The organism is Shinella sedimenti, from assembly GCF_022601905.1.
In the GTDB taxonomy this organism is placed as follows: Bacteria; Pseudomonadota; Alphaproteobacteria; order Rhizobiales; family Rhizobiaceae; genus Shinella; species Shinella sedimenti.
This window is the reverse complement of the sequence record NZ_JAKVIN010000005.1, coordinates 100,871-119,642: the sequence shown is the minus strand read 5'-3', so window position 1 is coordinate 119,642 and position 18,772 is coordinate 100,871. Positions and strand designations below refer to the sequence as shown.

Below are 18,772 nucleotides of genomic sequence, written 5' to 3'. Positions count from 1 at the left end.
AACATGATCGGTCGACTGATACTCTCCTATCCCGAAACAGCGCGCTGGGTCGGGAGCCTGCTGATCCTCGCCTTCATTGTGGCCACCCTCTATGCGCTTGGGGTGAGCCCCGTCTGGATGGGCCATCTGCTGCCGTCGTCAGCAGAATGGATCAAGGCCAATCCGGGTGTTGGTCGGCTCATTTCGGCGGTGTTGATCGCTCTGATCCTCGCTGCGAATTGGAAGGCGTTGCGCCAGCTCTCAAGGCGTCAGCAGATCGTGGCCGTCTGGGTCGAACTCTTCGCGCTGCTGATGCTATTTTTCTATTCCTTTGATCTGTCCTTCGCCTTCATCGCCAAGAAGATCGGTTTCCTCATTTCGCAGGGCGTCGTCACGACGCTCTATATCTCGGCCATATCGATCATCATCGCGACGATCATCGCGCTTGCCGGCGCGATCGCGAAATTATCCAGCAATGGTGTGATCTATGGGCTTGCGACCTTCTACACCTCGCTGTTTCGCGGCCTGCCGCTGCTCATGCAGATCTACATCATCTATCTCGGCCTGCCGCAGGTCGGTTACGTAATCGGTGCTGTGCCGGCAGGTATTCTTGCTCTGTCGCTCTGCTACGGGGCCTATATGACGGAAATTTTCCGCGCAGGCATCCAGAGCATCAATCGCGGACAGACGGAGGGTGCGACGGCGCTCGGTCTTAGCCCTGCCCAGACGATGATGCTCGTCATCCTGCCGCAGGCGATGCGGGTCATCATCCCGCCCACCGGAAACCAGTTCATCGCTATGCTGAAGGATTCCTCGCTCGTGTCTGTCGTCGGTGTCTGGGAAATCATGTATCTCGCCCGCACGCAGGGCCAGACCGAGTTCCGTCATATCGAGATGCTGATCACCGCGTCGATGATCTACTGGATCCTGTCCATCGGCCTGGAATTCGCCCAGTCTCGGATCGAAGAGCGCTTCGGACGCTTCAACGCGCGTTGAGAGGGGGCTTCAGAGCGGTTGCGGTTCCTGCGGGAACCCGCCGACATGGGTGCAGGTCAGTGCCGCGTGGTCACGCCCGGACAGGAGGCATTCCGAAAGCGGACGTTTGGCGATGCGTGCGCCAAGGAAGCCGGCGATGAAGCTGTCGCCTGCGCCTGTCGTATCCACGATGGGCACGGCCAAGCTGCAGACCGCGACGCGTTCATGTCCGTCGCCGGCAACCGAACCGTTACTGCCGCGCGTGACGACGGCAAGCCGCGCGCCATCCTCAAGCAGCTTATGCAACAGGGCATCGGCCGCGCCACGGCCGTCGCCTGCCGAGGCAAAGACGATGGAAAGACCCGCGGTGCCGAGATTGCTCGGATCCGCATTGACGGAAATATCCTGCGAGACGCTGACGCTCGCCGCTGTGAGCGCCTGCCTGAGGGCGCCGCCGTCATCCAGCCAGCCGATATGAACGTGGTCCATGGTTTTGAGAACCGCAATGTCCGCGTCGTCGGGCCTGTAGCCGGTGCATGCGCCGAAATCCTCATGGACGAAGATGCGCTCGCCTGAGGGCGTGATCTCGATATCGGTATAGGCCGTTATGCCGGGGCGTTTTCGCAGATATGTGACGTCTACGCCGTTTGCCGTGAGTGTCGCGCCTGTCCTGTGTCCGGCTGCATCCTCACCGACCGCGCCGAAATAGAACGATGCGTGCCCGAGCCGCGCGAGCTGTACGGCGACATTCACGGCATTGCCGCCCACGAGAGATTTAGAGAGCGGCGGGCCGAAGCGGTCGATGCAGTTATCGCCGACGACTGCGAACTTAAGGCGCGTCATGAATATTCCGGGGTAAGACCATGAAAGTACGGGGTCTTGATCCTGCATTTCCGGCTTTTAGGTTGCGTCATGCCGTGGCTTCAATAGGCGACCCGCTTGTAATAGCGCCGTGTGGTCAGCGGATGATTGCGCATGACTTCCAGATGCGCGCTGATACGTTCGAGAACGGTTGCCAGTACGACAGGTGATACCAGCGCCCGAACCTCCGACGATAGGCCCGGCAGCGCGAAAGCAGCGGTGTCGAGCACGGTCAGCTTGTCGGTATATTGCGGCACGAAGGTGCCGACACGGTCGGCCAGCGGCCGCAATTCGTCCTCGCCCTTGAAGAGGATAACACTGACATCCTTCTCCACCAGTTCCAGCGTGCCGTGGAAGAAATCGGAGGCGTGGACGGGACGCGTGCGTATCCACTGCATCTCTTCCAGGATGCACATGCCGTAGTAGAATGCTTCCGGCCAGACGTTCCCCGCGCCGGTGATAATGTGATAGTCCGATCCGGCGAGCACCTTCGCAAAGGCCTCCGCCTGCGGTTCGTACGCGCGCTTCACCTCCAGCAGCAATTCTGGCATGCGATCCAGGCCAGTCACGATATCATCGTGGTTCGCGATCTCGCCGCGATGCTTCAGGATCGCCAGCGCGACAAACAGGGATTGCAGGTAGAAGGATTCTGACGAAGTATCGTCCGCCGCGGCATTGACGAAGACGTGGTCGCCGCCTTCTCCGAGCGGCGTAGCCGCATTACCGACGAGCGTGAGGACCGTCGCACCGATCTCCTTGAGCTTCGCCAGCAAGGCGACGCTTTCCTTTGTGGTGCCGGACAGTGAGGGCATGACGACGATGGACCTGTTCGTGAGATGCACAGAACCGGTAATCACGAGTTCGGCGGGCATGTCGATGAAGGCGGGAAAGCGCGAGCGCCGTTGTAGAAGCTGTGCAGCCGGTTGCATCAGGATCGCCGCACCACCCGTGCCAAGGAAAAAGATGTTCTCCGCGCCCGCATCGAGGCAACCGGCGACAACGGTCTCCAGGCGTTGCCGCAATGCGACGGCGCCGGACTGGATACGGAGGAATCTCTGTTCATCGAAGTTCAACATGGTGGCTCTTTTCGAGGAATGATGAAGTTGTAAGACAACTGACATCACGGATATCGTATGTCAATACCTTCTCCAAGCGCGCAGCCGTGGTGCGGCAGAGTATCGGATGTGTACGCTAGCCTTGACCCGCCAGGATTTGTCAGACAAGAAGGGAGAAGTACAACAATCGGACGAGGCTTACGGTGGAGGAACCCCTGCGCGACTCTCGCACGCTGGCCGTCCAACTCCGCGACCGGATCGCCGACCTCATCCGTGAGGAGGGGTTGAGGCCGGGTGACAAGCTGCCGACCGAAGCCCAGCTGACTCAGCGCTTCAAGATTTCCCGCCCTGCGCTGCGCGAGGCGTTGAAACTGCTTGAACAGGACGACGTGATCTATGTGGAGCATGGCCGCGGCCGTTTCGTCTCCGCGCTGTCGGCCGTACAGGTCGACCGTCCGATCACGGTTTTCGAGAGCGTTACCGACATGGCGCGCCAATATGGCTACCGGCCGGTCAACAAGGTGCTTTCGATTGCCGAGGAGGCGCCCGACAAGCGTGTCGCGGAAAGTCTGCGGCTCGCGCCGACGGATCGGGTCATCCGGATCGAGCGTCTACGCCTTCATGACGATACGCCCATTCTCTACTGCGTCGACTACCTGCCACGCGACATCGTTCCTGGTCCGCTCTATGACATCGAGTGGAGTGGGTCGCTCCTTGACCTGCTCGAGCGGTATGGCAACCGGCCACGCATGTCGGCGGCCAGCGTTTCGGCCGTCATGCTGCCACAAGACGTGGTGGATCGGCATGGCCTGCGCGATTTCGGCCCCGCACTTCTCATCACAGAAACCTGCTTCAACGCTGCCGGCGTGCCGGTGAACTACGCCATAGACTATCATCGTGGCAGCCATTTCTCTTTCAGCCTGACGCGCAAATAGCGCCAAGACCTTTCACATCAGAGGTGGACATGACCGACGAGACCAATCGGAAAGTAGCGCTTGTGGCCGGAGGAGCCGGCGGAATGGGGGTGGCGATCGCATTGCGTCTCGCGGCCGCCGGCTATGCCGTCGCCATCGCTGATCTTGCGTCCGAGCGCCTGACGTCCGCAGTCGCTGCGCTGACGTCGCAGGGTGCCGAGGCGCTGGCCATACCGCTCGATATCCGCAAGGTTTCCGGCTGCGCAGCCGCCGTCGAAACAGTGATCGACTGGCATGGCCGTCTGGACGTGCTGGTCAATGCGGCCGGCGTCTGGCGCGAGGGCGATGCGGTTACGATGACGGAAGACGATTGGGACATTGTTCTGGATGTCAACCTCAAGGGCGCGTTCTTCCTGATCCAGGCGGCCATCCCGCACCTTCCGGCTGGTGCGTCAATCGTCAATATCGCCTCGGATGCCGGACTGGTCGGCAATAACGGGGCCTCGATTTATTGCGCGTCCAAAGGCGGGCTCGTGCTTCTGACCAAGGCGCTTGCGCTGGAACTTGCGCCCCGGCAAATCCGGGTCAATGCCGTTTGCCCGGGCGATGTCGCCACGCCGATGATCGACTTCCAGGCCGAGCGCTATGGCGGTGGCGATCCGGAGGGCTACAAGGCGAAGCTGCTTTCCAACTATCCGCAGCAGTCAGCCGCCCGCTTCATACGGCCGGACGAGATTGCGCGCATGGTGGCCTTTCTGTGCGAGGAGGGTGCGGCCCCGATCACGGGTGCGGCGCTGTCGATCGATTTTGGCGTGACGGCCGGCTACTGAGGAGAAGCCCATGCAGCGCAAGACCGCGATCATCACGGGGGCGGGCGCCGAGGACGGCATCGGTTTCGCTTGTGCCAAAAGCCTTGCGGAGGAAGGCCACATCGTTCACCTCGTTGCCACCAGCGAACGCATCCTCCAGCGGGCCGACGAGCTTCGGGCTGCTGGCTTTTCGGCGACAGGTCATATCTGCGATCTTACCGCGAAGGCAGCGGTCGAGAACCTGCGCCGCCTGACAGGCTCCGCCGCCATCCTCGTCAACAATGCCGGCATGGGCAGCCTCGCGCAGCCGGCCTTGCAGCGTGAGTTCGTGGATCTGGAGGAGGCCGATTGGGATCGCGGCATCTCCGTCACGCTGAAAACCGCCTTCCTGGCAACCCGCATCTACCTGCCGGATATGCTGGCGGACGGCTATGGCCGCGTCGTCAATGTGGCATCGGTCACGGGGCCCTATGTCGCCAATCGAGGCGAGACCGCCTATTCCGCCGCCAAGGCCGGGATGGTGGGCATGACGCACGCGCTCGCGCTAGAAGCCGGACCGCGTGGTGTCACGATCAATGCCGTCGCGCCGGGCTGGATCGACACGGGAGCTTCTACAGAAGAAGAACGCCGCGCGGCGAAGGCAACACCCTGCGGTCGCGCAGGCCGGCCCGACGAGGTCGCCGCAGCCGTTGCCTTTCTTGCCTCGCCGAAGGCCAGCTACATCAATGGCGCCGTGCTGGTCGTGGACGGCGGAAACATCCTGCAGGAGGCGAAGACCTGATCTGCCGGGTGCGATCGACGCTCGTTGGGACTGGAACATCAGGCGGTCCATGTCGTTTCGGCATGATCCATGCCCGAGCGAGGAGATCCGATATGCCCCGTGGAGACAAATCCGCGTATACCGAAAAGCAGAAGCGCAAGGCTGAACATATCGAGGAAGGCTATAAGGAGCGCGGCGTTTCGGAGGATGAAGCCGAGCGCCGGGCCTGGGCAACCGTCAACAAGGATAGCGGCGGCGGCAACAAATCCGGATCTGGCCGAGGCAAGCCGGATACGAATGCTTCCGCCGAGAAAGGCGGGCGAAAGGGCGGTGCCGCATCGGCTGACCGCCCCGCATCCGAGCGGTCGGCCAGCGCGAAGAAAGCCGCCGAAACCCGCAAGGAACGGCACCATTGACGCGGTCGTGTCTTACCAGCCTAGTCTTTCTTTCGAACGAAGCTTACGTTGCCGAGGCCAGTGCCGATGGTGATTGCGCCCCAGTGATCGACATCGGCCATGCGCGGCACTTCCGATAGGCCCTGAACGACTGCGTCGTTATGCATGATGACGAAGGTAGGGTGGTCCGCTATCTGCGGAATCGCCTTGCACAGTGCTTCCGGCAGGTTGAAATGGGTGCTTTCCCAATTCCCGCCGGGCAAGTTCTGGCCGCCGCGGGCAATCGAGCCGTCGGCCGCGATAATGCCGGGACATCCGATGCCGATCACAGGCGCCAGCGCGATCTTCGCCTTCTTCGCCTTGGCAATCAGGTCCTCGATCATGCTGACCAGATAGGCGATGGTCGCTGTGCGTCGCGGCTCATCCTCCGCATGACGCCACAGTTCCGATTTCCATACCTTTGCCTTGGAGAAATCCGGCTTCTCATCGAGATTGAGTTTGACAATACCGGCACGGATGTTGGTGCCGCCGATATCGACGGCGATGATGGCGTCGTGACCTCGAAGCATCCAAGCGGGAATGAGATGCACCGCGCCGATGAGGCCTGCCTTGTCAGGGTGATGCTCGATCGGCAGCAGATCCACCTTCATTCCGGCCGCCTTCAGTAGAAGGCCCGTTCGTGCAATCACCATGAGGCCGGACAGGCTGTCCTTGAATCCACCGCCGACCACGATCTTTTTCACGCCCTTCCAGGGCTCTTCCTTCATGTAGCGAGTCAGGACGCCGGCCAGTTCCCGCGAAAAGTCATCGATTGCTGAGAGCACAAGGGCCGCCTTCTCCGTTTCGAGCTGGTCCAGAAGGGCGTCGACATCCTTCTTGGAGAGATCGCCTGTGCTAATGTCGCCTATTGGGTCAGGCCCACCATCTCGCGCGCGCTTGCGCCATTCGTCGAGTATGTCGCGGAAGGCAGACTTGTTGGCGCGGTCGCCAATAAAGCCCTCCTTGTCACGGACCTCCAGATTGTAACTTGCCACCGTCACCGCCGGCAGATCCTCTGCACCGTGCGCGACAGGCGCCGCGCCACCGTTGCTATCCTGCGGTTTTTTCTTTTTTGTCATGCCAGCTCCCAGCCCCGTGACGAAACGCAGAACCCAAATGCCGCCCGATGAAAGTTGTTCCAGCGCACCCCTTGCCGGGCCGGATTTACGATCTAATTGCAATGCCATGACTGAATTGGAGAAATTGCGTCCGTCGGACGCGGCCATTCGCCATCTCGTTCGCCGCCTCGTCGACGAGCCCGACCGCTGGGCACTCTTCCTCGATATCGATGGCACGCTGATCGACCTCGCGGCGACCCCCGATGCCATTCAGGTGCCCCTATCGCTGAGATCGGATCTCAGCGCGGTTTCGGCCCGCCTCGGTGGCGCATTGGCGTTGGTGACGGGCCGAAGCCTTCCTTATGCCGATCGACTCTTCGCGCCGCATCGCTTCCCAATCGCCGGGTTGCATGGCGCGCAGTTCCGTGGCGCGGATGGCAAGGTCAATGCTGTCGTCGAGACACCGGCTTTTGCGGACATCAAGCTGCGCCTTTTACAGCAGACGGCGTGGATGGAGGGTGTGCTGATCGAGGACAAGGGGGCTGCCGTCGCGGCCCATTACAGATTGGCACCTGCCTATGATAAAGCGCTAGAGCAGATCATGCGTGCCTTTGCCGAGGAGGCGGGACCAGACTGGGTGTTGCAACCCGGAAAGATGGTTTTCGAAATCAGACCATCGCGCGCCGACAAGGGCGAAGCGGTTGCGTCCTTCCTGGAAGAACCGGTGTTTGCCGGGCGCCTCCCGATCACGATCGGTGACGATCTGACGGACGAATCCATGTTTGCACTGGCCAATGCCCGGGGCGGAAAGTCGATCCGTGTTGGCTCGTTGTCGACCGAAACCTGCGCGCTTGCAAAGGCATCTTCGCCCTCTGCCATCCGCTCGGCACTGGCAACCATCGCGTCCACGAGTGCAGACCGAACGGCTTCTGCGTCGTAAGCGCCGGAACCCAAACCGGTTCCGCGTCTTTCCCCGAGAACAAGGGAGAAATCGATGAAGCACAAATTGCTGGCAAACGATGCGGGTGAGCGCACCTTCATCCTTATCCTCGAGGAAGACGACGAGGCTTTTGCGTGTCTCACCGCGTTCGCGCGGCAGGAACGCATCACGGCGGCGTCCGTCACGGCGATCGGCGCCTTCCGCTCGGCAACCATCGCCTTCTTCGAATTCGAGACGAAGAACTACAAGAAGATACCCGTCGAGGTGCAGACGGAGGTGCTGAGCCTGATGGGTGATGTCGCTGTCGATGAGAAGGGCGAGGCGAGCCTGCATCTTCACGTCGTGTTGGGCCTGTCCGATGGCAGCACGAGGGGCGGACATTTTCTGCAAGGCCATGTGCGGCCGACATTGGAGGTGGTGGTGCGTGAAACGCCGGCGAAACTGCGCCGAAGGCACAATGCCGAACTTGGCATCGCATTGATCGATATCGATCAGGCTTGACAGAAAGGGCGGAAACAACCGTTTCCGCCCTCCCAGACCGGTTTACTTGCCGGCGGTGTTGTATTTGGCGTCCACGTCGTTGATGGCATTGACGTTGCCGGCCGAGCGGCCGTTTTCATCGAAGGTCTGGGCAAGGAAGGCGTCCGCGATGGTCTTTGCGACTTCCGAGCCGATGACGCGTGCACCCATCGTGATGATCTGCGCATTGTTGGACAGCGCCGCGCGCTCGGCCGAATAGGTGTCGTGGGTCAGCGCGGCGCGGATGCCGGGCACCTTGTTGGCGGCGATGCACACACCGATGCCGGTGCCGCAGACGAGGATGGCGCGGTCATATTCGCCCGCGATGACCGCCGAAGCGACGCGGTCGGAGAGGGTGGCGTAGAAAGCATCCGCGCCGGCTTCGGTGCGCGAGATTTCGTGCACCTCGTGGCGGTCCTTGAGGTAATCGGCGAGAACCTTGGCGAGGCCTTCGCCCGCGCTGTCACCGGCAATAGCAAGTTTCATGGTGCAACTCCTTTTCAGATGGTGGCGGCGCAACGCGCCAGGATGTCGAGATAGCCTTCAACCTTCCAGGCTGAACGGCCGATGAAAAGCCCGTCGATATTGGGGCAGGCAATCAGTTCCTCGCAGTTCTGCGGGTTGACCGAACCACCGTAGAGGCAAGGAATCCGGCGGCCGAGGATATCCTCCGCGACCTTGGCGATTTCGGCATGCCGCGCGTCGGCATAGTCTGCGGTTGCCGGAATGCCCTTTTCGCCGATCGCCCAGACGGGCTCATAGGCGAGCAGGATTTCCGCTTCCTTCTGTGCGCCCTGGAGTTTTCCGAGGGCGCCGCGAACCTGCTGCGCCAACACGGCGTCGGCATTGCCGCTTTCCCGGTCCGCGAGCGTTTCACCGATGCAGATGAGCGGCACGAGGCCATGGCGCACGGCGGCCTCGGTCTTCAGGCCGACAGCCTCGTCCGTCTCCCCGAAATGCTCGCGGCGTTCGGAGTGGCCGAGTTCGACGAGGTCGAGATTGCAGTCCTTCAGCATGACCGGAGAAATCTCGCCGGTCCAGGCGCCCTCGTCGGCCCAATGCATGTTCTGTGCGCCGACCTTGACGGAGGTCTCGGCAAGCAGCGCCTTGACCTCGCGCACCGCGGTGAAGGGCGGGATGATGAAGCGCTGGATGCGGGCATGGCGATCCTTGTCGGCAGCCTTCAGGCCCTCGGCGAAAACCTTTGCCTCGGCCAGCGTCTTGTTCATCTTCCAGCTTGTGCCGACCCAGAAGTTCCGGCCGTCGCTCATAGTGTATTCTCCCTCGTCATTGTGTGCCTCATGCGGAGCTTTGTAGCAGAAGACGGGCGGTTCGCTCGTCGGTGATAAGGCCGTGAAGCTTGTAGCTGTGCAGAACGGCCCGGATGGCTTCGGTCTTGGCTGGGCCTCCCGCAACGGCAACGATGCGATCCCGGCCGGCGTCGGTGAACGAGGCTGCAAGTGTGCGCGCCGTCACGGATGTCTCGAGAATGCGGCCCTTGATGTCGAAGAAGTGACCGAGCAGTTCGCCAGCACCGCCAAGCGTTGCGATCTCCTCCAGCTCGTCGGCGTGTAGCATACCCGATGTGACCAGGTGCGCCTGGTTGTCGACTGTGCCAATACCGACGATCTTGAGATCGGCACTGCGGGCGAGATTGAACACATCGCTGACGCCGCGCTGGGAGAGCAGAACCTCGCGGTCGTCCTCCGTATTGGCGAAAAAGGGCACAGGCATCACATAGGCTTGCCTGCCGGTCTTTGCGGCGAGCTGATGCATGACATCATAGGGATTTGTGGCGTAGTCGCGGGTAAGCCCGCCGAGAAGCGAGACAAAACGCGTATTACCCGCGTTGATGCGCGGCAGGTGGTGAACGGCCGCCGAAAGCGTACGGCCATGGCCAAGACCGATCACGGCAGTCGTGCCGCTTTCGATTTCACGACGGAGAAAATCCGCGCCGGCATGCCCGAGCGCCGTCAGCGCAAGCGCGTCGTCATCGACATCGGGGGCGACCTCACAGTAATCGAGGCCGTAGCGCTCCGAAAGCGCGACCTCCAGGTTGACGCATTCGGCGATGTCGCCATCTATGCTGACCTTCACCACACCGTCGGCCACAGCACGCGCAATCAGGCGGTGTGCCTTGCCCGAGGGAATGCCGAGCCGCTTGGCCACGGCCGCCTGGGTGAAGCCCCCGACATAGTGCAGCCAAGCGGCACGGACGGCGAGGGAATCTTCGTTGTCGGTCATCGATGATGTCCTGTCCTGCTGTCCCCCCGCAACGTCCCTGTCAGAGATGTCCTGACATGCGTTCCGGAAATGGTCAGCCCACTTTGAGATCGGATGCACCGGTGTTGATATAGGGCGCCCAGAAGGCAATGCTTTCGGCAATCTGCGGGATGACCTCGCGGTCGTTCGGTTCGCGTTCCTTGAAGGAGAGTTCGAGGCAGATCTCGTTCTCGACCGCGCCACCCTCTGCAAACGCCTTCAGCAGCGGCTCCGGCTGGATACGGCCCTTGGCATTGAATGCGGCGGTGAACGGCCTGTGGCCGCCCTTGTCCATCAGGCTCTGCTTGATATGGATGATGGGGGATACTTTCGGGACTGCGCGCGCCCAGGCATAGGGATCGTAATCGTCCGGGTTTTCGGATGTGACGTCGCCATGGTCGATATCGGCCATCATCCACATGGGAACGGCCATGTCCGCCGCCGTCAGCCGATCCTGCAAGGCAAGGCAGGCTTCGATGGTCTCGCCGAATTCGCGTCCGATGCTCATTGGTTCCCAGAACACATAGGAAAGGCCGGCGTCCCTGGCGTGATCCGCGACCTCTGCCCAACAGTCGATGGCGATCTTGATCAGCTCCTCGCGACGAACCGGATCATCGTAGTCCTTGTAGGTGAAGATCGCGAACTGCGTACCGACGGACTGGCCGCCAAGGTCACCGATGATGTCGGCGAAGGTCTTGAACCAGTCGACGTAATAGCGCCGCACTTCCGCATCCGGGTGGCCGAAATGATTGAGGCGGCCGTAAGGGCCGGTCATACCGGATGTGACACGCACGCCCGTGCGCTGGAGCGCGCGGTCCATCTGGCGCGTCAGGCGGCGGATCGTATCGGCGTTCCAGCTTGGGTTGATGAACTCATGGGTCAGCTGAAGATCGCGCAGCCGGAGATCCCTTGCGACCGTGTCGATAAGGTCGTCAGGGTCGGCGAAGCGGTTGACCAGCGGATTGGTGTTGAGCGAGAGCGTCAGCGGCATGGTCATCCTCACGCCGCTGTAAGGCGGCTGGTGCTGAACCAGTCCGCGAAGGCGGCCCGTTCGGCTTCAGTCAGGTGAAGGTAGTGCTTGGTGCGACGATAGAGAATGTCCTGCGCCGTCAGCGCCCATTCCTTCTCGACGAGATAGCGGGCTTCCGCTTCATAGAGCTGCCCGCCGAAATACCGACCGAGGCCTTCGATGCCCGTGGCACTGCCGACGACAGATTTCGTGCGCGTGCCATAGAGGCGCCCATAGTGCTGCACGAGCTTGCGCGGCATCCAGGGATAGGTGTCCCGCAGGCTGTTGGCGAAGGTCTCGTAGTCGGCATTTGGCATGTCGCCGCCGGGCAGGGGTGCCTTTTCGGTCCAGTCCGCGCCCATATTAGGGAAGATATGTTTCAGGCGGTGCATGCCGCGCTCGGCAAGTTCGCGAAATGTCGTGATCTTGCCGCCAAACACGTTGAGCAGCGGCGCGCCGCCGGTTTCATCGAGATCGAAGACATAGTCGCGGGTGACAGCAGAGGGGTTGCCTTTGCCATCGTCGAAGAGGGGGCGCACGCCGGAGAAGGAGTGCAGCACATCTTGCCGGCGCAGCTTCTCCTTGAAGTAGCGGTTCACGGCCGTCAGCAGGTAATCGATTTCGGCCTCGTCGGCGGCGACATCCTCGGCGCGGCCTTCATAGGCGATGTCAGTGGTGCCGATCAGCGCCTTGTCGCCCTCATAGGGATTGATGAAGATGACACGCTTGTCGTGGTTCTGGACCAGGTAGGCGTTCGCGCCCGCCCAGAACTTCGGCACGATGATGTGGCTGCCCTTCACAAGGCGGACATTGCGCGCGGAATTCGAGCCGGCGACACGGTTGATAATGTCCGTGACCCAGGGGCCAGCACAGTTGACGAGGCACTTTGCGCGGAAGGTCCTGCTTTCACCGGTCACGCTGTTCTGCGTCGTGACCGTCCAGGCGCCGTTCTCGCGGCGGGCCGATACGGTCGGCGAGCGGGTCAACACGACCGCGCCCTTTTCTGCGGCGCCGATGGCGTTCAGCGTAACGAGGCGGGCGTCATCCACCCAGCAGTCGGAATATTCAAAGCCGCGCGTATACTGGTCGAGGATCGGCGTACCTTCGGGATCGCGCTTCAGGTCCAGCGTGCGTGTGCCGGGCAATTTCTTGCGGCCGCCAAGATGGTCGTAGAGGAAGAGGCCGAGGCGTACGAGCCAGGCCGGCCGGTCCTGCGGGCTATGCGGGAGGACGAAACGCATCGGCCAGATGATGTGCGGCGCAGCGTTTAGCAGCACTTCGCGCTCGATCAACGCCTCGCGTACCAGGCGGAACTCGTAATATTCAAGGTAGCGAAGGCCGCCATGCACCAGTTTTCCCGAGCGCGAGGATGTGCCTTCGGCAAGATCGTCCTTTTCGCTGAGTACCAAGGAAAGGCCGCGTCCGGCAGCGTCGCGTGCGATGCCCGCGCCGTTGATGCCCCCGCCGATGACGAAGAGGTCAATAAGCTTTGGCTCGTTCATATCAGTCTCCTCTGGCGCCGCCGCGGCGGCACGATCGTCGTTGTCCTCAACGCGCGGCAAGGATGTCCCAGGCGGGCGCGATGCCCCGGCGCACATCCGCATAGGCGGTGAAAAGGCGTGTCATACGTTCGGATGCTTCTGCATCAGGCTGTTCGGCCGCGCCGAGCTCGGGTGTCACCCAATCGGCGATGCAGTCGTCCATGGTGCTGTAGGCGCCGATGGCGACAGCTGCCATCATCGAGGCGCCGGCAGCTCCGGCTTCTTCACGCGTGCTGACGCGCACGGGCGCTCCAAGGGCCGCACCAAGCGTGCGCCGCAGGGATGCCGAGCGTGCGGCGCCGCCGCTCACGCGCAACTCGGAGGGCAGGCCCCCCATGGCGGCATAGCAGTCGCGCGTTGCCATTCCGAGGCCCTCGACCACGGCGCGAACGAGATCGGGATAGCGATGGCGACTGGAAAGGCCGGTGAAATTGGCGCGCGCGCGTGCATTGACGAATGGCCCGCGTTCCCCGGCTTCCGAAATATAGGGGTGATAGAGAATGTTGCCCGGCTTGCTTGCCGTAAACCATTGGTCGACGCGGGCGATCATCTCGTCCAGCCCGACGCTGACGCCGAACTCGCCCAGCATGTCGACGCCCACCTGCAGCAGCCAGTCGAGATTGATCGTCGCGCCCATATTGGTCTGGGCTTGGGTGACGATGCCCGGAATCGGAAGTGCGATCACGTATCCGGTGCGTTCGGCATTCAGAACGACGTCTTCTACAGCCTTGGCCAGCAGGTGAACGCCGGTCGAGCCGATGGCGGAGCAGGCGGCGTTGCGGCCCTCGCTGCGTACGCCGGCACCCAGCGCTGTCATGCACATATCGACATAGCCGAGGCAGACAGGCGTACCGGCCCTGAGACCGGATGACGCCGCCGCCTCCGCCGTCAGCTTGTGCGATGTCTGCGTGCCGTCGATGACCTCGGGCAGCAGGTTGCGCCGGTGCGTGAGGCCAAGGGCGGCCAAAACATCCGTATCGTACTGGCGTGTTCGGAAATTACCGAAGGTGAAGCTGACCTCGGACGGGTCCGTCGCGCGCACGCCCGTCAGGTTGAGATAGAGCCAGTCCTTGCAGTGCATGGCCGTTTCCGCCCCGGCGAGGAGCTCGGGATAATAACGGTCCATATGGGCCAGTTGCGTGCCCTGCTGGCAGGTGTTGAGGCCCGTTCCCGTCGCAGCGAATCGCGCCCTATCCCCGTCGGTAGCGGCAAGGCGCTCGACGGTGGAGGCGGCACGGGCATCAAGCCAGAGCCAAGCTTCGCCGGCCGGGCGATTTCCGGCGCCGACGAGCCAGGTGCCGTCGCCCTGTGCTGTGACAGCGATGGCGGCCGTACGTTCGGCAAGACGATCGATCTTTTCCGCCAGTCCGAGCAGGGCGCGTGTGCAGTCGTGCCAGGTCTGGTCCAGGGATTGCGTGACGGACCCGTCGTCGCCCGTTTTGTAGCTGTTGCGCACCGAGGCGCTGGCAATCTGGCGGCCGTTCAGGCTGAAGGCCACCGCCTTCATGACCGACGTGCCGGCATCGATGCCGATGATCAGATCATGCGACTCAGTCATGTCGCGCACCCACGCCACGCGAAGCGGTGGCCGCCGCGTTGCCTGATCCGAAACAGGGCATTCAATCCTCCCGACAAGTCTTTCCGGAAGCGCGTGCTTTTTCGTGTTCGGCGGTGACGCCAAAAGGAAATGAACGCAGATATTCCGTACCTCGCGATGGAAGATAACACAAAGTTATCGCATGTCTCGGAAAAATTTTCGGCCTGTGGAGTTTTTTTCAAGGTAAGCGCAGGTTGTGGTGCTTGTTGAGTCGACGCAATTTTTGAGGTCCCAGCACCGTGTGCCAGATTGTGATTGTGTTCTCATGCGTTGTCGAAAAGTGCCCTGTATTCACGCGGCTTGCGAGGTTAATTGAGTAAAATCAGCATTATATCGGATTTCTCTACGCTTCCAAGGCGACGATTTCACTCTGTCTGGCTTGTTTCTGTCGGGGCGGGGATTCTGACGTTTCGACGAGGGCAGTCATCGCGAATGAATGTGGATTGCCGCAAAAAGCCCGATTGACAGCCTGTGTTAACTTAACATATGTGTTGGGACATATAACGTGCACATACCGCAGATGCGAAGATGTGTGCAATGCAGCGCGAAGCGGGTGAGGAGATCTGGCCAGCGCGGTTCATGGGAGGACGTCGTGACATCTTCTGATCTCCAGATGCCCGTAAACGGTCGCCGCATGAGCGATGCGCCGTTCCTGTCGTCGCCGTCCTCGCTGACAACCTCCTCGTTCTATCTCAAGGCCAACGGACATGACTGAAGCCACGCTCTCGAAATCGCCGCAGCCGGCGCGGTCCTATCGCTGGTTTGGCATTGCAGCCGCCATCGTGCTCGTCGGCGCCATGGCCTTCGACACGAAGATCGTAACGATCGGCTCGGACGCTGACGTCCAGGTGCAGAAGTTCTCGCCGGTCGCCTTCGGTGCCGAGCAGTTCCCCATTATCAAGCAGGATGTGGAAGGGCGCGCCGTCGACGCTGTCGAGCTGTCGCAGGCCATTGCGGCCGACAGGAAGGCCGCCGGTGAAAAGTATGGCGTCGCTACGTCCGTCGGGCCGGTCTTTCCTGTGAAACTCACCGGCGTGCTCGGCGAGCGCAAGGCGAACTACAATGTCGTTGCGGTCGAGGGCCTGCCCGCCGAGCTGACTGTGCGCGTCCAGACCGGGCCGGCACTGAACGGCACGGACCTGCGCGACGCGACGGGCAAGATCGAGTTCGGCCAGTTCAAGAACCAGATCGAATATCAGGATGCCGGTTCTGCCATCAACAACGAGGTCAAGAAGGTCGTGCTCGGCGATCTCGATCCTGCAGCGATCGAGGGCAAGACCGTAACGGTCATCGGCGTCTTCAAGCTGGTCAACCCGAAGAGCTGGATCGTCACGCCCGTGAGGTTCGACGTCCAATGAGCGAAGTTGCCGACATCGGCCAGAAGGGTGAAGTCGTCCTTGCTGCACGCAACGTGGCGAAATCCTACGGCAATATCCACGCTCTCAAGGGTGTGAACTTCGACATTCGCCGCGGCGAAGTGACGACGCTGTTCGGCGAGAACGGCGCCGGAAAGTCGACGCTGATGAAAATCCTGTCCGGCGTGGTACAGCCCACGTCCGGCGAAATCATACTCGATGGGGAACCTGTCGCCTTCGCGTCATCCTCCCAAGCACGCGACCGCGGCATCTCCATCATCCATCAGGAGCTCAGCCTCGCTCCCAACATGAACGTCCGCGACAACATCTTCATGGGTCGCGAAATCATGACGGCGACGGGCGTGGACTTCGCAGAAGAAGAGCGCCAGACGCGCCTCCTGATGGAAGAGCTCGAAGAGCATATCGATCCTCTGACCCCGGTAGAGGAATTGCGCCTCGGTCAGCAGCAGATCGTCGAGATCGCCCGCGCGCTGTCCGTCAATTCGCGCATTCTCATCATGGACGAGCCGACTTCGGCGCTCAGTGCGTCCGAGGTGGAGGTGCTGTTCAAGGTCATCCGCGATCTGACCGCCCGCGGCGTCTCCATCGTCTACATTTCGCACCACCTCGAGGAGGCGCTGCAGATCACAAACCACGCGGTGGTTCTTCGCGACGGCGCCATGACCGCCTATGCCGGGCGGGAAGACATTGATCTGGAATGGATCGTGCGCCACATGGTCGGTGAAAATTTCGATCTTGGCTCGCCGCCAACAGGTTATGAGATGGGCGGCGTCGCGCTTTCCATCGAAGGTCTGACGGTTCCCGATCCTGGCGGTGCCGGCTATTCGGTCGTCGACGACCTGTCGCTGTCGGTGCGCGAGGGCGAGATCGTCTGCATCTATGGCCTCATGGGGGCAGGGCGCACGGAATTGCTGGAAACGGCCGCAGGACGTCTCTTGCCAACCGCCGGAAAGGTGCTTTTGAAGGGTAGGGACGTGACAGGCCAGTCGATTGCACAGTGCATTCGCGACGGTCTCGTGCTCGTGCCGGAAGATCGCCAGCGCGACGGTCTGGTGCAGACCATGACTGTCGGGCGAAACCTCTCGCTCGCCAGTATCGGCTCCTTCACCCGCGGCCTCTTCACGTCCGCCGGCCGCGAGCTCGATCTCGTCGGCAACGCGATCCGCAAGGTGCATATCAAGACGGATGGCGGCGATGCCGCAATCGGTTCGCTCTCGGGCGGCAACCAGCAGAAGGTGGTTATCGGCAAGATGCTGGCGACCAACCCTGAGGTCATCCTGCTCGACGAGCCCAGCCGCGGCATCGATATCGGCGCCAAGGCGGAAGTGTTCAAGCTGCTGGCCGAGCGCGCAAGGCAGGGACTTGCCGTTGTCTACACGACCTCCGAGGTCGGCGAGTGCCTCAGCATTGCGCACCGTATTATCGTCATGCGGCGTGGCCGCATCTCCGCAGAATTCGGTCCCGATGCGACCAAGGAACAGATCATGGCCGCCTCCGGCGAAGCCGTGCATGCCCATTAGGAGCGCTGAAGCATGTCAGTCACACCTGCAATAGACACGATGGCGGCGACAAGCGGCGGCAAGCGCAAGAAAAGCCTTGTCGAACTGCTGTTCGAAGGCCGAGCTTTCTTCGCGTTGATCGCCATCGTGGTCGTCTTCTCGCTGATGTCGCCGAACTATTTCACGATCAACAATTTCCTGATCATGGCGTCGCACGTGGCGATCTTCGGGCTGCTGGCCATCGGCATGCTGCTCGTCATCCTCAATGGCGGTATCGACCTGTCCGTGGGTTCGACGCTCGGGCTTGCCGGCGTTGTTGCGGGCTTCCTGATGCAGGGCGTGACGCTGCCGCAGATCGGAGTGATCCTTTATCCGTCTGTCTGGGTCGTCGTGGTTCTGACATGCCTGCTCGGTGCGGTCGTCGGCGCGGTCAACGGCGTACTCATCGCGTATCTGCGTGTCCCGGCGTTCGTCGCCACGCTCGGCGTGCTCTACGTCGCCCGCGGTATCGCTCTCTTGATGACCAACGGGCTAACCTACAACAATCTTGGCGGTCGTCCGGAGCTTGGCAATACCGGCTTCGACTGGCTCGGCTTCAACCGCCTGGCCGGCGTTCCAATCGGTGTGATTGTGCTGCTGGTCTTCGCCGTCGTCTGCCACATTATCCTGACGCGCACCGCCTTCGGCCGCTGGCTCTATGCTTCCGGCGGTAATGAGCGTGCTGCAGAACTGTCGGGCGTGCCGGTCAAGCGCGTCAAGATCAGTGTCTATGTGCTTTCCGGCATCTGCGCTGCCGTGGCCGGCCTCGTCCTGTCCTCGCAGCTGACATCCGCAGGCCCGACTGCCGGCACCACCTACGAGCTGACGGCCATTGCGGCCGTGGTCATCGGTGGCGCGGCGCTGACTGGCGGCCGCGGCACGGTCATCGGCACGATGCTGGGCGCCTTCGTGATCGGCTTCCTTTCGGACGGCCTCGTGATTATCGGCGTCTCCGCATACTGGCAGACGGTTTTCACCGGCGCCGTTATCGTCACCGCCGTTCTTCTGAACAGCGTCAAATACGGCCGCCGCTGAAGCGCGACGGCTGACTGGAACTGACCGCGGCCGGACGAGGCGGACCATCGAGGAGCCGGCAGCGGAAAGTATTGCCGAAAATCGGCGTCAACAGACTCAACAAAGGGAGT

20 protein-coding genes are annotated in these 18,772 nt (G+C 61.8%); 11 read left to right on the top strand and 9 right to left on the bottom strand.

Annotated elements, in window-relative coordinates:
* The first annotated feature begins 3 nt into the window (after positions 1 to 3).
* Positions 4 to 975 (top strand): amino acid ABC transporter permease, encoded by a 972-nt coding sequence (locus MKI86_RS12900; protein WP_241601316.1) that lies wholly within the window; start codon positions 4 to 6, stop codon positions 973 to 975.
* Between the two features lie 9 nt (positions 976 to 984).
* On the opposite strand, the gene MKI86_RS12895 is transcribed toward MKI86_RS12900, so the two are convergent.
* Positions 985 to 1,797: a PfkB family carbohydrate kinase gene (locus MKI86_RS12895; RefSeq protein WP_241601315.1), complete on the bottom strand. Its 813-nt coding sequence runs from the start codon at positions 1,795 to 1,797 to the stop codon at positions 985 to 987.
* A gap of 80 nt (positions 1,798 to 1,877) precedes the next feature.
* Complete coding sequence (locus MKI86_RS12890; protein ID WP_241601314.1) at positions 1,878 to 2,891, bottom strand: SIS domain-containing protein; 1,014 nt, start codon at positions 2,889 to 2,891, stop codon at positions 1,878 to 1,880.
* A gap of 182 nt (positions 2,892 to 3,073) precedes the next feature.
* Here MKI86_RS12890 and MKI86_RS12885 point away from each other — a divergent pair, with 182 nt between their 5' ends.
* From MKI86_RS12885 to MKI86_RS12870, 4 genes are all read left to right on the top strand, one after another.
* Positions 3,074 to 3,805 (top strand): GntR family transcriptional regulator, encoded by a 732-nt coding sequence (locus MKI86_RS12885; protein ID WP_241601313.1) that lies wholly within the window; start codon positions 3,074 to 3,076, stop codon positions 3,803 to 3,805.
* 29 nt (positions 3,806 to 3,834) lie between these two features.
* Positions 3,835 to 4,614 carry an SDR family NAD(P)-dependent oxidoreductase gene (locus MKI86_RS12880; protein WP_241601312.1) on the top strand — a complete coding sequence of 260 codons (780 nt, stop codon included), beginning with the start codon at positions 3,835 to 3,837 and terminating at the stop codon, positions 4,612 to 4,614.
* A gap of 10 nt (positions 4,615 to 4,624) precedes the next feature.
* The gene (locus tag MKI86_RS12875) at positions 4,625 to 5,374 is read left to right on the top strand and encodes an SDR family NAD(P)-dependent oxidoreductase (RefSeq protein WP_241601311.1); all 750 of its coding nucleotides are present in this window, start codon (positions 4,625 to 4,627) and stop codon (positions 5,372 to 5,374) included.
* A 92-nt stretch (positions 5,375 to 5,466) separates the two neighbouring features.
* A complete protein-coding gene (locus MKI86_RS12870) occupies positions 5,467 to 5,769 on the top strand; it encodes a plasmid stabilization protein (RefSeq protein ID WP_241601310.1) in 303 nt (100 codons plus the stop codon).
* Positions 5,770 to 5,789: 20 nt separating this feature from the next.
* Here MKI86_RS12870 and MKI86_RS12865 read toward each other — a convergent pair whose 3' ends face one another.
* Positions 5,790 to 6,866 (bottom strand): ROK family protein, encoded by a 1,077-nt coding sequence (locus tag MKI86_RS12865; protein ID WP_241601309.1) that lies wholly within the window; start codon positions 6,864 to 6,866, stop codon positions 5,790 to 5,792.
* Between the two features lie 106 nt (positions 6,867 to 6,972).
* Between MKI86_RS12865 and otsB the strand changes: the two genes are divergently transcribed.
* Together otsB and MKI86_RS12855 are read left to right on the top strand one after the other, a co-directional pair.
* Positions 6,973 to 7,785: a trehalose-phosphatase gene (gene otsB / locus MKI86_RS12860; RefSeq protein WP_241601308.1), complete on the top strand. Its 813-nt coding sequence runs from the start codon at positions 6,973 to 6,975 to the stop codon at positions 7,783 to 7,785.
* A gap of 54 nt (positions 7,786 to 7,839) precedes the next feature.
* The gene (locus MKI86_RS12855; RefSeq protein ID WP_241601307.1) at positions 7,840 to 8,286 is read left to right on the top strand and encodes a PPC domain-containing DNA-binding protein; all 447 of its coding nucleotides are present in this window, start codon (positions 7,840 to 7,842) and stop codon (positions 8,284 to 8,286) included.
* A 42-nt stretch (positions 8,287 to 8,328) separates the two neighbouring features.
* Here the strand turns inward: MKI86_RS12855 and derI are convergent, their stop codons facing one another.
* The 6 genes from derI to MKI86_RS12825 form a co-directional block, all read right to left on the bottom strand.
* Positions 8,329 to 8,790: a D-erythrulose-4-phosphate isomerase gene (gene derI, locus MKI86_RS12850; RefSeq protein ID WP_241601306.1), complete on the bottom strand. Its 462-nt coding sequence runs from the start codon at positions 8,788 to 8,790 to the stop codon at positions 8,329 to 8,331.
* A gap of 14 nt (positions 8,791 to 8,804) precedes the next feature.
* Positions 8,805 to 9,575, bottom strand: a complete 771-nt coding sequence (locus MKI86_RS12845; RefSeq protein WP_241601305.1) for a triose-phosphate isomerase — start codon at positions 9,573 to 9,575, stop codon at positions 8,805 to 8,807.
* A gap of 28 nt (positions 9,576 to 9,603) precedes the next feature.
* On the bottom strand, positions 9,604 to 10,548 hold the full coding sequence (locus MKI86_RS12840; RefSeq protein WP_241601304.1) for a sugar-binding transcriptional regulator: 945 nt from the start codon (positions 10,546 to 10,548) through the stop codon (positions 9,604 to 9,606).
* Between the two features lie 73 nt (positions 10,549 to 10,621).
* Complete coding sequence (locus MKI86_RS12835) at positions 10,622 to 11,557, bottom strand: sugar phosphate isomerase/epimerase family protein (protein ID WP_241601575.1); 936 nt, start codon at positions 11,555 to 11,557, stop codon at positions 10,622 to 10,624.
* Positions 11,558 to 11,565: 8 nt separating this feature from the next.
* Positions 11,566 to 13,077: a glycerol-3-phosphate dehydrogenase gene (locus tag MKI86_RS12830; RefSeq protein WP_241601303.1), complete on the bottom strand. Its 1,512-nt coding sequence runs from the start codon at positions 13,075 to 13,077 to the stop codon at positions 11,566 to 11,568.
* Between the two features lie 46 nt (positions 13,078 to 13,123).
* Positions 13,124 to 14,674, bottom strand: coding sequence for an FGGY-family carbohydrate kinase (locus MKI86_RS12825; RefSeq protein WP_241601302.1), 1,551 nt, complete (start codon positions 14,672 to 14,674; stop codon positions 13,124 to 13,126).
* Positions 14,675 to 15,305: 631 nt separating this feature from the next.
* Here MKI86_RS12825 and MKI86_RS23800 point away from each other — a divergent pair.
* The 4 genes from MKI86_RS23800 to MKI86_RS12810 are packed head-to-tail and all read left to right on the top strand — an operon-like array spanning position 15,306 to position 18,662.
* Entirely contained in the window at positions 15,306 to 15,428 is a 123-nt protein-coding gene (locus tag MKI86_RS23800; protein WP_256464536.1) for a hypothetical protein, read from the top strand.
* Positions 15,421 to 16,071 carry a DUF2291 family protein gene (locus tag MKI86_RS12820; protein ID WP_241601301.1) on the top strand — a complete coding sequence of 217 codons (651 nt, stop codon included), beginning with the start codon at positions 15,421 to 15,423 and terminating at the stop codon, positions 16,069 to 16,071. Before MKI86_RS23800 ends, MKI86_RS12820 begins: the two co-directional genes overlap by 8 nt.
* Entirely contained in the window at positions 16,068 to 17,609 is a 1,542-nt protein-coding gene (locus tag MKI86_RS12815; protein WP_241601300.1) for a sugar ABC transporter ATP-binding protein, read from the top strand. Before MKI86_RS12820 ends, MKI86_RS12815 begins: the two co-directional genes overlap by 4 nt.
* Before the next feature lie 12 nt (positions 17,610 to 17,621).
* Positions 17,622 to 18,662, top strand: coding sequence for an ABC transporter permease (locus MKI86_RS12810; RefSeq protein ID WP_241601299.1), 1,041 nt, complete (start codon positions 17,622 to 17,624; stop codon positions 18,660 to 18,662).
* Positions 18,663 to 18,772: the final 110 nt, after the last annotated feature.